The sequence below is a fragment of the Microbacterium sp. NPDC088619 genome (genome assembly GCF_044752825.1).
Taxonomy (GTDB): Bacteria; Actinomycetota; Actinomycetes; order Actinomycetales; family Microbacteriaceae; genus Microbacterium.
In genome coordinates this window covers 2,201,006-2,213,642 of sequence record NZ_JBIVLZ010000001.1, presented here as the reverse complement: position 1 = coordinate 2,213,642, position 12,637 = coordinate 2,201,006, and the positions used below count along the sequence as shown (strand labels likewise).

Genomic DNA, 12,637 nt, shown 5'->3' with positions numbered 1-12,637 from the left:
GGTAGGGGACGGCCTCGGCCCAGATTGGCTGTCGGCCCGTTGCGAATGTCGCAGACCGCTTCCCGAGCGTCAACCGATGCGCGGGATGCATCGGCGACCCATGCCGGGCCTCGGCGCCCCGCGGCATCCGTCGACATCGTCGCGATCCGCGAGATTCCGCCGTTCTCCCCCCATGAATGCCGCAGGCGCATCAATCCATGCAACTTCGCTTATGGAACTGCATCGTTGGCGGGTCATAGTCTCGCGCCATGACGAACTTCGCTGACACCACCTCTCCGCTCGCCCCCGGCTCCGTCGCTCAGGCGGGTCCGCTGCTCGGTTCGCTCGAGAAGACGCTGCAGGACGAGTACTCCGTGGTGCGCCTCCCCGACGACGTCGCGACCCTCGATCCGGCCGACGCGGCGAAGGTGCGCGCCGTCGTCACGAGCGGTCGCAACGGGGTTCCGTCCGCTCTGATGGCCGCGCTCCCGAACCTCGAGATCGTGACGAACTTCGGAGTCGGATACGACACCACCGACGTCGCTCAGGCGGTCGCCCGAGGCATCCAGGTGACACACACACCCGACGTGCTCACCGACTGCGTCGCCGACACGGCCCTCGCGCTCATGCTCGACGTGTTCCGCCGCTTCGGGGCATCCGAGAGGTTCCTGCGCGACGGCAGCTGGGAGTCCGGCGGGTTCCCTCTGACGCGGAGATTCTCGCGCAGCACGGTCGGCGTGCTCGGCCTCGGCCGCATCGGGCAGGCGATCGCCCGTCGCGCCGCAGCCTTCGACACGACGATCCTCTACACGACCCGTCGCCCGGTCGACGGGGTGCCGTGGGAGCACGTGGCATCCGCCGTCGAACTCGCACGCCGATCGGATGTGCTCGTCATCGCGGTTCCCGGAGGAGCCGCGACCGAGGGTCTGGTCGACGCCGAGGTGATCCGCGCCCTCGGGCCGGACGGTTTCCTGGTGAACATCGCGCGGGGATCGGTCGTCGACGAGGAGGCGCTGATCGCCGCTCTGGAGGGTGACGAGATCGCGGGCGCCGGGCTCGACGTGTTCGCCGACGAGCCGCACGTGCCGGAGCGGCTGATCCGCGACGACGTCACGCTGCTGCCCCACGTCGGCAGTGGCACTCACGAGACCCGGCGAGACATGCGAGACCTCACGCTGGCGAACCTCCGGGCTCACCTTTCCGGTCAGCCGCTGCCGACACCGGTGCCGGAGATGTCCGCGCTCTGATGCAGTTAGAGCATTGATCCATCCACCATTTGGTTTGTAGGCGCATCGTTTCACGCATAGCGTGACGAGTGTTCAGATCCGAGCCGGACACCGGCGCGACACCCCAGGAGTGCACCGTGGCACGATTCACGCCCACCGAGCTGGCCGACCACCTTCGCGAAGGTCTCCTCTCCTTCCCGGCGACGGCGTTCACGCCCGAGCTCGAGTTCGACGAGAAGCGCTACCGCGAGCACGTCGAGTGGCAGGCGGGATTCGACGTCGCCGGTCTGTTCGCCGCGGGCGGCACCGGCGAGGGCTTCAGCCTGGATGCCGCCGAGTCCGCCGCGGTCGTCCGTGCGGCCGTGCAGTCGTCGCGCCCCGAGGTGCCGGTGCTCGCATCGGCCGGCGGCTGGACCCGGCACGCGATCGCGAACGCCCGCGCGGCCGAGGAAGCCGGCGCGGAGGGCATCCTCGTGCTTCCCCCTTACCTCACCGAGTGCGACCAGCCCGGCCTCGTCGAGCACGTCTCGGCGATCGCCGCGGCGACGAAGCTCGCGATCATCGTCTACAACCGCGGCAACGCGATCTACTCGGCCGAGACGATGGCGATCCTCGCCGAACGGCACGAGAACGTCGTCGGATTCAAGGACGCGACGGGTGACATCGAGCACCTCGCGTCGGTCTACGTGCGCAACGGCGAGCGGCTGTTCTACCTGGGCGGACTGCCCACCGCCGAGACCTACGCGCTGCCGCTGCTGCAGATGGGCATGAGCACCTACTCGTCGGCGATGTTCAACTTCGTCCCCGAGTTCGCCCTCGAGTTCTACCGGGATGTGCGCGCTCAGGACCGCGCCGCAGTGACCGAGAAGCTGGGAAGGTTCGTGCTGCCCTACATCGAGATCCGAAACCGCGGACGCGGGTTCGGCGTCTCGATCGTCAAGGCGGGGCTCCGTCTGACCGGGCACGGCGTCGGGCCCGTCCGCCCGCCGCTGCACGACCTGTCGGCGCGCGATGACGCCGACCTGGCTCAGCTCCTCGAGCGGGCCGGACTGCTCGCGCCCGTTCCCGCCTGATCCCCCGCCGTACCCCGTCTTCGACCCAAGGAGTGTGACATGACCGCCGCCGTCCTCACCGGGCATTCTTCGATCGCCGGGCGTTCCGTGCCCGGCACCGGCACAGCGCTGCACGCCATCGCGCCCACCACCGGCGAGCAGCTCGACCCGCCCTACTCGCAGATCGACGTCGAGCAGCTCCGTGAAGCGACGGCAGCAGCGGCGGAGGCCTTCACCTCGTTCTCGCGCCTCGAGCCCGAGGCACACGCGGCGTTCCTCGAGTCGATCGCAGACGAGATCGAGGCGATCGGCGACACGCTGATCGAGCGGGCGATGCAGGAGACCGGACTGCCGCAGGCGCGTATCGTCGGGGAGCGGGCTCGAACGACCGGGCAGCTGCGACTGTTCGCCGAGGTCGTCCGCGCCGGTGAGCACCGCGGTGTGCGGATCGATCCGGCACTGCCCGACCGCACGCCGATGCCCCGCCTAGACATCCGCCAGCGCAAGATCCCCCTCGGGCCGGTGGGCGTCTTCGGAGCGTCGAACTTCCCGCTCGCGTTCTCGACCGCCGGGGGAGACACCGCATCCGCCCTGGCAGCAGGCTGCCCGGTCGTGTTCAAGGCGCACAGCTCGCACCCCGGCACGAGCGAGCTCGTCGCGTCGGCGATCGCACGTGCCATCGCCGCGCACGGTCTGCACCCGGGTGTGTTCTCGCACATCTTCGGGCCCGGACGCAGTGTCGGCCAGGCGCTCGTCGCCGACCCGAACATCCACGCGGTCGGATTCACCGGATCGCGCGAAGGCGGCCTCGCGCTCGTGCGCACGGCACAGGCACGGCCGGTGCCGATTCCCGTGTACGCCGAGATGAGTTCGGTGAACCCGGTGTTCATCCTGCCGGGTGCCCTGAACGGCGACGTGGAGGCGCTCGCCGCGGGATACGTGCAGAGCGCCACGGGCTCCAGTGGGCAGCTGTGCACGCAGCCCGGTGTCGTGTTCGTTCCGCGCGGAGAGCAGGGCGAGGCATTCCTGCGGGCCGTCTCGGACTCGCTTCGCTCGGCGACAGGGCAGACCATGCTCTCGCCGAGCATCGCCGCCGCGTGGCGCGAGGGCGTCGCGACGAGGGACGACAACGCGGAGGTGCTCGCGCGGGGAACGGACGGCGAGGGTCCGCACGCGCCGGCGCCGGTGATCCACGCCGCCGACCTGCCGACGTTCGAGGAGAACCACGTGCTGCACGAGGAGATCTTCGGCGCGGCGTCGCTGGTGGTGCGCTACGGAGATGTGTCGGAGCTGATTCAGGCGGCGTCGCAACTGGAGGGTCAGCTGACCGCCACGCTGCAGCTGAGCGCGGACGATCATGAGCTCGCGGCCGCCTTGCTGCCAGTGCTCGAGCGCAAGGTCGGGCGCATCCTCGCGGGGAGCTGGCCCACCGGGGTCGAGGTCGGGCACGCGATGGTGCACGGGGGGCCGTTCCCGGCAACGAGCGACTCGCGCACGACGAGCGTCGGAACGCTCGCGATCGAGCGGTTCCTGCGCCCGGTGGCGTATCAGAACATCCCCGATGAGCTGCTTCCGGAGGCGCTGCGCGAGGCCAACCCCTGGCATCTGCCTCGTCTCATCGACGGGCGGCGCGAGGCGTCGGCATGACCGCCGTGCCCACCATCGAGAAGATCGAGGTCGTGCCGGTCGCCGGCCACGACTCGATGCTGCTGAACCTCTCGGGAGCGCACGGGCCGTTCTTCACGCGCAACATCGTCATCGCGACCGACTCGGACGGACGCGAGGGCCTGGGCGAGGTCCCCGGCGGAGAGTCGATCCGCCGCACGATCGCAGAAGCCGGCGAGCTGCTCGTGGGCCGGCCGGTCGGCCGATACCGTTCGCTGCTCCGAGAGATCGCGACGCGCTTCGCCGATCGCGATGCCGGTGGCCGCGGGCTGCAGACGTTCGATCTGCGCACCACCGTGCACGCCGTCACGGGCGTCGAATCCGCGCTCCTCGATCTGCACGCGCAGCACCTGGGTGTGCCGGTCGCGGAGCTGCTCGGCGACGGTCAGCAGCGCGAGAGCGTGCCGATGCTGGGGTATCTGTTCTTCATCGGCGACCCCGACCGCACGGACCTTCCCTACCGACGCGAGAGCGGCGACGACTGGGAGAGCGTGCGTCGCGAGGAGGCGATGACGGCGGAGGGCGTCGTGCGCCTGGCCGAAGCCGCGCAGGCTCGATACGGCTTCTCCGACTTCAAGCTCAAAGGCGGTGTTCTCGACGGCGAGGTCGAGGCCGATGTCGTCACCGCGCTCGCGCAGCGTTTTCCCGAGGCGCGCATCACCCTCGACCCCAACGGCGCGTGGCTCCTCGACGATGCGGTGCGCATCGGCCGGCGTCTGCGCGATGTGCTGGCGTACGCCGAAGACCCGTGCGGTGCCGAAGGCCGGTTCTCGGGTCGGGAGGTGATGGCGGAGTTCCGGCGGCGCACCGGGCTGCGCACGGCGACGAACATGATCGCGACCGACTGGCGCGAGATGGCCCACGCGATCCGCTCGGATGCCGTCGACATCCCGCTCGCGGACCCGCACTTCTGGACCATGGCCGGTTCGGTGAGGGTCGCGCAGCTGTGCAACGACTTCGACCTGACCTGGGGGTCGCACTCCAACAACCACTTCGACATCTCCCTGGCGATGTTCACGCAGGTCGGAGCAGCGGCGCCCGGCGAGATCACGGCGCTCGACACGCACTGGATCTGGCAGGACGGTCAGCAGCTGACCGTCGATGCGCCACAGATCCGCGACGGTGCGGTGCGGGTGCCCGACCGCCCGGGGCTCGGGGTGACGCTCGACCGCGCGCGGCTCGCCGAGGCGCATGAGCTCTACGTCGAGCACGGGCTCGGCGCCAGGGATGACGCCATCGGGATGCAGTACCTCGTGCCGGACTGGCAGTTCGACAGCAAGCGGCCGTCGCTGGTGCGGTGACGCGGCCGGGCGCTGCAGTCAGCTCCTGACCGTGGCGGCCGATTCCCCCGAGGAGATCGGCTCTACTCGAACCCGCCCGTCAACCGCCCCCGCATCCGCTGGCTGCTCTCGTTCATCCCGACGATCTCGACCGTCTTGCCGAGAGCTGCGTACTTGGTCTCGATCGCATCCAGAGCGGCGACCGTCGACGCATCCCAGATGTGCGAGCCCGACAGGTCGATGACCACGTGCTCGGGGTCATCGGGGTACTCGAACAGGGTGGTCAGATCGTTGCTCGAGGCGAAGAACAGCTCGCCGTTCACGACGTAGCGGGCGACGTCGCCCGAGACCGAGCGGTCGACCGACACGAAATGCGCGACGCGGCGCACGAACAGCACCGACGCGACCAGCACGCCGCCGACGACGCCGACCGCGAGGTTGTGTGTGAGGAGCACGAGCACCACGGTCGCGACCATCACGAAGGTCTCGCTCTTCGGCATCCGCTTCAGGGTCGACGGCTTGACGCTGTGCCAGTCGAAGGCTCCGATGGCGACCATGATCATCACGGCGACGAGGGCGGCCATGGGGATCGTGCTGACGAAGTCGCCGAAGACGACGACGAGCAGGAAGAGGAAGATGCCGGCGCAGAAGGTCGAGATGCGCGTGCGGGCGCCCGAGGCCTTGACGCCGATCATCGTCTGGCCGATCACCGCGCATCCGCCCATGCCGCCGAAGATTCCGGAGAGCATGTTCGCCACGCCCTGAGCCCACGACTCGCGCGTCTTGTTCGAGTGGGTGTCGGTGATCTCGTCGACGAGCTTCGCGGTGAGCAGCGACTCCATGAGTCCGACCAGCGCGACCCCGAGCGCGAACGGCGCGATGATCGTGAACGTCTCCCACGTGAACGGCACGTTCGGGATGAACAGCTCCGGCAGGCTCTTCGGCAGCTCGCCCTGATCGCCGACCGTCGGCACCGCGATCGCGAAGGTCAGCACCACAGCCGTCACGATGACCACCGACACGAGCGGCGCCGGCACGACCTTGGTGATCTTCGGCATCGCGATCATCACGACGATTCCCAGCGCGACCAGCGGATACACCATCCACGGCGCATCGATCAGCTGCGGGAACTGCGAGCTGAACACGAAGATCGCCAGCGCGTTCACGAACCCGACCATGACGCTGCGGGGGATGAACCGCATCAGCTTCGCGACGCCCAGCACTCCGAGGATCACCTGGAAGACACCCGCCAGGATCACTGTCGCGATGAAGTAGTCCATCCCATACGTCGGCGCGACCGGTGCGATCACGAGTGCGACGGCTCCGGTCGCCGCGGTCACCATCGCCGGACGCCCACCGAGGAACGCGATCGACACCGCCATGATGAACGACGAGAACAGCCCCACCTTCGGGTCGACGCCCGCGATCACCGAGAAGGCGATCGCCTCGGGAATCAGCGCCAGCCCCACGACGAGCCCCGCGAGCACCTCGCGTGTCAGCATCCGCGGGCTCTTCAGTGCCTGAAGCACCGTGGGGTTCGCCCGATAGCGGGCACGATCGTCGACCGCGAGTGCAGACATGGGGATGCTCCAGAGAAGGTGCCCGGGGATGGGGCAGAACAGTTAAGGGTACGGCGGATGCTGGGGATGTCCCATCGAGTACGTGTCAAGCTGGTTGGCACGAGCGGAAGACGTGTAAAAAATTCGCGAGATTGTTTGAACGTTATTCCCAGGAGTGAAGAGATCACAGCGCGAAGTCGCGCGGCGTGCGTTGGTGCGAGCAGCGAGGTTTGCAGATCAGTGTGCCCAACATGAATCTCGCTTATTGCACTTTACTTGCAGTGCAAACCTCCTACACATGTGCACTCTGCTCCCAGATTTTGCGCGCACCCCGTCTCGGGCGGATACTCGTCCCATCCGCGCCTACCGTCTCGGCCGGGGAATCGACATGCACAGCACTCCTGCTCTCGCTCCTGAAACGACCATCGCCATCGTCGGTGCCGGCCGTCTCGGCGGCGTACTCGCACGGGCCCTTCGCGCGGCGGGTTTCGTCGTCGTCGGGCCTCTTCGCCGCGAAGATCGAGTTCCGGATGCCGACATCGCACTGCTCTGCGTTCCCGACTCGGCCATCCCCGCTGTGGCCTTCGCCGTTCGCCCCCATGTGCGGTTCGTCGCGCATGTCTCGGGTGCGACGCCGCTCACCGACGTCGACTTCAGCCTCCACCCGCTGCAGACCTTCACCGGCACCGAGTCGTCCGAGGTCTTCGACGGCATCGGCATCGCCGTCGATGGCCGCACGGCCGCGGCGCTCGAGGTGGCTGAGCATCTCGCGCGGGCGCTGGGCGCGAACCCGTTCCACGTCGACGACGCCCACCGCGCGGAGTATCACGCCGCGGCATCCTTCGCCTCGAACTTCGTACTCACCGTGCTCGATGCGGCTGAACACCTCGCGAAGGACGCCGGAGTCGATCGCTCTCACCTCGCACCGCTCGTGCGTCAGACGGTCGACAACTGGGCGGCATCCGGCGCGGCATCCGCTCTCACCGGCCCCATCGCCCGCGGCGACGAGGCCACCGTGGCGCGGCAGCGCGCAGCATCCGCCGACTACCGAGACCTCTTCGACGCGCTGGCCACCGCCACCCGTGCGGTCGCCGGGCGCGCGCCACGAACGGCCACTGCCGATACGGCCGCCGATCACGCGGCCACCACCGAGGAGCCCCGGTCATGAGAATCCTGCGCACGATCGCCGAGGTGCGAGCCGCGGTCCGTGAAGCCCGTGCCGAGGGCCGGACTGTCGGACTCGTCCCCACCATGGGCGCCTTCCACGAGGGTCACCTCTCGCTCATGCGCGCGGCACGCGAGCAGAACGGTCTCGTCGTCGTCTCCCTCTTCGTCAACCCGACCCAGTTCGCCGCGAACGAGGACCTCAGCACCTACCCGCGCGACGAGGCCCGCGACGCCGCGCTCGCAGAGGCCCAGGGCGTCGACATCCTCTTCGCCCCCGAGCCGGCAGAGATCTACCCCGACGGCTTCGCCACGAACATCCACGTCGCGGGCATCACCGAGGTGCTCGACGGCGCGAGCCGCGGACCCCACCACTTCGACGGCGTCGCCACCGTCGTCACCAAGCTCTTCGGCGTCGTGCAGCCCGACGTCGCCTACTTCGGACAGAAGGATGCGCAGCAGGTGCTCGTCGTCCGTCGGGTCGTGCGCGATCTCGACCTCGACGTGCGCATCGTGGCCTGCCCCATCGTCCGCGAACCCGACGGACTCGCCATGAGCTCGCGCAACGTCTACCTCGATGCGGATGCTCGCGCCCAGGCGACGGCGCTCAACCGGGCTCTCGACGCCGCGGATGCGGTGCACCGATCGGGGGAGCGCGACGGCGACAGCATCCGTTCCGCCGCGCAGTCTGTCCTCGTGGAAGCGGGGATCGCCGCCGAATACCTGGAACTCCGGGATGCCGAGACCCTGCAGCCGGTGACCCGTGTCGAGCGGGATGCGCTGCTGCTCGTGGCCGCCCGCGTCGGCGCCGCGCGACTGATCGACAACCATCTGCTGACCACCACCGACACCTCCGAGGCCACCCCGTGAGCACCCATGCCGCCCCGACCAAGCGCCTGACTCTGGGCGGCCTGTCCGCGAAGAAGGATTCCGGCGAGCCGATCGTCATGGTCACGGCCTACGACTTCCCCAGTGCGCAGATCGTCGAAGAGGCCGGCGTCGACATGGTGCTCGTCGGCGACTCGGCCGCGATGACCGTGCTCGGCTACGACAGCACCGTGCCCGTCACGGTCGACGAGATGCTGATGCTCACGAAGGCGGTGCGGCGCGGACTAGAGAAGCCGTTGCTCGTGGGCGATCTGCCCTTCGGGTCGTATGAGGCATCGGACGAGATCGCCGTCGCGACCGCGCAGCGTTTCGTGAAAGAGGCGGGAGTCGACCTGGTCAAGATCGAACGCGGCGGCGCCACGGTCGAACGGGCCCGCGCGCTCGTGAATGCCGGCATCCCTGTGGTCGGACACGTCGGGCTGACCCCGCAGACCGCGACGTCGCTGGGCGGATACCGCGCGCAAGGACGCACCGCCGATGCCGCGCTCACGGTGATCGAGGATGCCCTGGCCCTGCAGGATGCCGGAGTCTCGGTGTTGGTCATCGAAGCGGTGCCGTCGGAGGTCACCGCGGCGCTCGCGCCCCTGCTGCGTATTCCGCTGATCGGCATCGGGGCGGGAGCGGATGCCGACGGCCAGGTGCTCGTCTTCCACGACCTGCTCGGCATCTATGCGGGCGGGGTGGCGAAGTTCGTCAAACGCTATGCGGATGTGCGGGGCGTCTCGATCGCCGGGGTGGCGGCGTATGCGAGGGAGGTGCGGCAAGGTGTGTATCCCGGGCCCGAGCACGGATACGGGATGGCTGAGGGCGAGGCCGCCCGGCTGCAGGAGCTGCTCGCCGGGCGGTAGCGCGCCGCATCCGCATCCGGCATGCGCATCCGCATCCGCATCCGCATCCTGCATCCTGCATCCGCATCCTGCATCCTGCATCCGCACCCTGCATCCGCTCATTTCGTGCGCTAGCGGAGGAGATTCGCGCTTCCGAAGGAGATTTTCCCGGAAACTGGCCTTCGGAAGCGCAGATCTCGTGCGCTGCGGGTGCGAGGTCGGGATGCGGCCCGACCCCTCACGCCTCCCAGCGCAGGATGTCGCCCGGCTGGCACTCGAGCACTTCGCACAGCGCGTCCAGGGTCGAGAAACGCACGGCCTTCGCGCGACCGTTCTTCAGCACGGCGAGGTTCGTGGGAGTGATGCCGATGCGCTCGGCCAGCTCGCCGACTCCCATCTTGCGCCGCGCCATCATGATGTCGATGTCGACGACGACGGGCATCAGATCACCTCGTTGTCGAGCTCCGAGCGCAGCGACTGTGCTTCGGTGTCGCGCTCGATGGCCTGCCGAAGCAGCGCCTTCATGACGACGACCAGCAGGGCGATGCCTCCGAGCACGACGCCTGCCCCGCCGATGAGCGCGACGAGGCCGGGAGCGGCCGAGCCCGGTGCGAGTATCGCCGCAAGGATCCAGGCGAGTGCGGCGGCCACGAGGATCGCCCCGATGATGACGTCGATATAGCGGAAGGACGATGGGGAGAAGATCGATCCGCGCCGCACTTTCGTCAGCAGCATCCACACGCAGATGCCGAAGACCTGCAGGGTTCCGACGCCGAGGACCACGATCGATACGAGGGCGATCCGGCCCCACAGCTCCTCGGCGCCGAGGTCGATCCACAGCAGTGGCACGATGAGCGCCTGCACCGCCACGGATCCGATCAGCGCCAGCACGATCACGACCCGCAACACGATGATCGTCGACTTGCCCATGACTCCGCCTCTCGTCGAGTAACAACAGAAATCTATCGTTAATCGTTCGATAGGGGAAGACGCCGGATGTCGTGGGTCGCCGCCTCGGGAGGAGATCTCCCCTTTGGGAGGAGGTGTCCGCGGGAAATCTCCTCCCGAGGAGGAGTTCTCCGCCCCAGAGGGTGAGGGTCGTGTGCGCCCTGCTCGGGTCGCCGCCTGGGGAGGAGATCTCCCCTTCGGGAGGAGGGATTCGCGGGAAATCTCCTCCCCACAGGGAGTTCTCCGCCCCAGAGGGTGAGGGTCGTGCGCGGCGTGCTCGGGTCGCCGCCTCGGGAGGAGATCTCCCCATCGGGAGGAGGGATTCGGGGGAAATCTCCTCCCGAGAGGGAGTTCTCCGCCCGAAGGGGGAGGACCCGTGCCCGAGCCTTACTCCGCCCGCCGCACCCGCAGCAACAGTGCGACCAGTGCGAGCGCGATGACCACGACCCCGTATCCGACGCACACGACTCCGAGCCCGAACGCTCCGACCAGTGTCCCGGCGATGACGGCAGGCACCCCGAACGCGAGGTAGGCGAGCAGGTAGATCACGGCGAAGGTGTCGGCGCGGTCGGCCGCAGGAATGCGCGGTGCGAGTGAGGCGACGACTCCCGAGAAGGCGGTGCCGAAGCCCATGCCGGTCACCGCGGTCGCGGCGAGGTAGAAGGGGAGCGACTCGGACGAGAGGGCCCAGAGCGACAGCGCCGTTCCGGTCGCGAGCGCCGCGGTGCCGAAGATCACCGATGTGCGGGGCTTCCGATTGCGGAACACGAATGCCGTGATCGCGCCGACGCCCGCGAGCATCGCGACCGCGAGTCCCTGCCAGACGTGGGCGTCGCCGCCGAGTTCGGTGCGCACGATGTTGGCGCCGAGTGAGAGGAAGAGTCCGCCGGTCGCCCATCCGGCGATGATCGCCGGGGCGCCGCGCCAGAAGTCCGAGCGGATGCCGGCCGGCACCGACAGTCGGAAGCTCAGCGACCCCCATGCTCCGGGATGCAGCGGCGCGGTCTCGGGCGCCAGGAAGAACAGTGCGGCGAGCACGACGTAGATGATCGTGAGCGGCGCGAAGACGTCGAGCAGCGGTTGGTCGGTCACGTCCAGCGCGATGCCGGAGATGAGTGCTCCGAGCGCGAGGCCGATTCCGGGGCTGAGCGCATTCCACAGGGCGGCGACCCTCGAACGTCCGCCGGGGGCGAGGTCGAGGGCGGCGGCCGAGAGTGCGGCGATGAGCACGCCGCTCGCGGCGCCCTGCAGGATGCGCGCGAGCATGAGGGTCGCGACCGAATCGGCGTGCCAGAAGAGCAGCATGCTTCCGGCGAGGAGCAGCAGTCCGCCGATCGCGACGGGGCGACGTCCGATGTGGTCGGAGAGCGCGCCGGCCGAGAGCAGCGCCAGCAGCAGGGCGATCGCGTACACGGCGAAGACCGCGCTGATGACGATCGCGTCGAAGCCGATCTCTGCGGCGAGCACCGGGTAGAACGGGGAGGGAGCGCTCGCACCGGTCATCATCGCGATCTGCGTGACGATCGCCAGCGCGAATCCGAACCGAGGGCGGCGGATGACGGATGCTGACGCCGGGGTCGTTGCGATCGGTGCCGTGGTGGTCATGCGTGCTCCCGCGCGGTCAGTCTCGAGTCTTGAGTTCGAGAATCATCGAACTATCGGAGCGTACTCGCGTTCCGATGATTGTTCAACTATTCTCGAACCATGCCAGGCGAACTCCCGCATCCGGATCGTGCCGAGATCCAGCTCACTGACGTGCTCTTCGCGCTCAGCGACCCCGAGCGTCTGGCCATCGCGCGGCAGCTCGCCGACGGCCCTCTCGACATGGCCGAGTGCCACGCGACCGACCCGAACCTGCCCAAGTCGACGAAGTCGCACTTCATGAAGGTGCTGCGCGAGGCGGGGGTCATCCGCAACGAGCCCAACGGACGACGAAGGATGCTGACGCTCCGGCGAGACGAGCTCGACGAGTTGTTCCCGGGGTTGTTGGACTCGGTGCTGCGCATCTGAGGCGCCGGAACCCGGGTTCCCGGGGCGAGCTCGCCACCT

Annotated in this window: 12 protein-coding genes; 8 read left to right on the top strand and 4 right to left on the bottom strand. The window is 68.6% G+C overall.

Features of this window, described 5'->3' with window-relative positions; translation table 11 throughout:
- Window positions 1–248: 248 nt before the first annotated feature.
- From ACIP5T_RS10715 to ACIP5T_RS10700, 4 genes are all read left to right on the top strand, one after another.
- Window positions 249–1,226, top strand: a complete 978-nt coding sequence (locus tag ACIP5T_RS10715; protein WP_400862969.1) for a 2-hydroxyacid dehydrogenase — start codon at window positions 249–251, stop codon at window positions 1,224–1,226.
- Between the two features lie 116 nt (window positions 1,227–1,342).
- Entirely contained in the window at window positions 1,343–2,278 is a 936-nt protein-coding gene (locus ACIP5T_RS10710; RefSeq protein WP_400862968.1) for a 5-dehydro-4-deoxyglucarate dehydratase, read from the top strand.
- A gap of 39 nt (window positions 2,279–2,317) precedes the next feature.
- Window positions 2,318–3,904 carry an aldehyde dehydrogenase (NADP(+)) gene (locus ACIP5T_RS10705; RefSeq protein ID WP_400862967.1) on the top strand — a complete coding sequence of 529 codons (1,587 nt, stop codon included), beginning with the start codon at window positions 2,318–2,320 and terminating at the stop codon, window positions 3,902–3,904.
- Entirely contained in the window at window positions 3,901–5,223 is a 1,323-nt protein-coding gene (locus ACIP5T_RS10700) for an enolase C-terminal domain-like protein (protein ID WP_400862966.1), read from the top strand. Before ACIP5T_RS10705 ends, ACIP5T_RS10700 begins: the two co-directional genes overlap by 4 nt.
- 62 nt (window positions 5,224–5,285) lie before the next feature.
- Here ACIP5T_RS10700 and ACIP5T_RS10695 read toward each other — a convergent pair whose 3' ends face one another.
- Window positions 5,286–6,782 (bottom strand): SulP family inorganic anion transporter, encoded by a 1,497-nt coding sequence (locus ACIP5T_RS10695; RefSeq protein ID WP_400862965.1) that lies wholly within the window; start codon window positions 6,780–6,782, stop codon window positions 5,286–5,288.
- Window positions 6,783–7,149: 367 nt separating this feature from the next.
- Here ACIP5T_RS10695 and ACIP5T_RS10690 point away from each other — a divergent pair, with 367 nt between their 5' ends.
- From ACIP5T_RS10690 to panB, 3 genes are read left to right on the top strand one after another with little or no spacing between them, the layout of a single operon-like run.
- Window positions 7,150–7,929 carry a Rossmann-like and DUF2520 domain-containing protein gene (locus tag ACIP5T_RS10690; RefSeq protein WP_400862963.1) on the top strand — a complete coding sequence of 260 codons (780 nt, stop codon included), beginning with the start codon at window positions 7,150–7,152 and terminating at the stop codon, window positions 7,927–7,929.
- Window positions 7,926–8,795 carry a pantoate--beta-alanine ligase gene (gene panC, locus ACIP5T_RS10685; protein WP_400862962.1) on the top strand — a complete coding sequence of 290 codons (870 nt, stop codon included), beginning with the start codon at window positions 7,926–7,928 and terminating at the stop codon, window positions 8,793–8,795. Before ACIP5T_RS10690 ends, panC begins: the two co-directional genes overlap by 4 nt.
- Complete coding sequence (gene panB / locus ACIP5T_RS10680; protein WP_400862960.1) at window positions 8,792–9,661, top strand: 3-methyl-2-oxobutanoate hydroxymethyltransferase; 870 nt, start codon at window positions 8,792–8,794, stop codon at window positions 9,659–9,661. Before panC ends, panB begins: the two co-directional genes overlap by 4 nt.
- A gap of 217 nt (window positions 9,662–9,878) precedes the next feature.
- On the opposite strand, the gene ACIP5T_RS10675 is transcribed toward panB, so the two are convergent.
- From ACIP5T_RS10675 to ACIP5T_RS10665, 3 genes are all read right to left on the bottom strand, one after another.
- Window positions 9,879–10,082 (bottom strand): helix-turn-helix domain-containing protein, encoded by a 204-nt coding sequence (locus ACIP5T_RS10675; RefSeq protein ID WP_400862959.1) that lies wholly within the window; start codon window positions 10,080–10,082, stop codon window positions 9,879–9,881.
- The gene (locus tag ACIP5T_RS10670; protein ID WP_400862958.1) at window positions 10,082–10,570 is read right to left on the bottom strand and encodes a DUF2975 domain-containing protein; all 489 of its coding nucleotides are present in this window, start codon (window positions 10,568–10,570) and stop codon (window positions 10,082–10,084) included. The genes ACIP5T_RS10675 and ACIP5T_RS10670 overlap by 1 nt, the downstream gene beginning before the upstream one ends.
- A 405-nt stretch (window positions 10,571–10,975) precedes the next feature.
- Window positions 10,976–12,193, bottom strand: a complete 1,218-nt coding sequence (locus ACIP5T_RS10665; RefSeq protein ID WP_400862956.1) for an MFS transporter — start codon at window positions 12,191–12,193, stop codon at window positions 10,976–10,978.
- A 99-nt stretch (window positions 12,194–12,292) separates the two neighbouring features.
- On the opposite strand from ACIP5T_RS10665, the gene ACIP5T_RS10660 reads away from it, so the two are divergent.
- Window positions 12,293–12,598: an ArsR/SmtB family transcription factor gene (locus ACIP5T_RS10660; protein ID WP_400862954.1), complete on the top strand. Its 306-nt coding sequence runs from the start codon at window positions 12,293–12,295 to the stop codon at window positions 12,596–12,598.
- Window positions 12,599–12,637 lie beyond the last annotated feature (39 nt).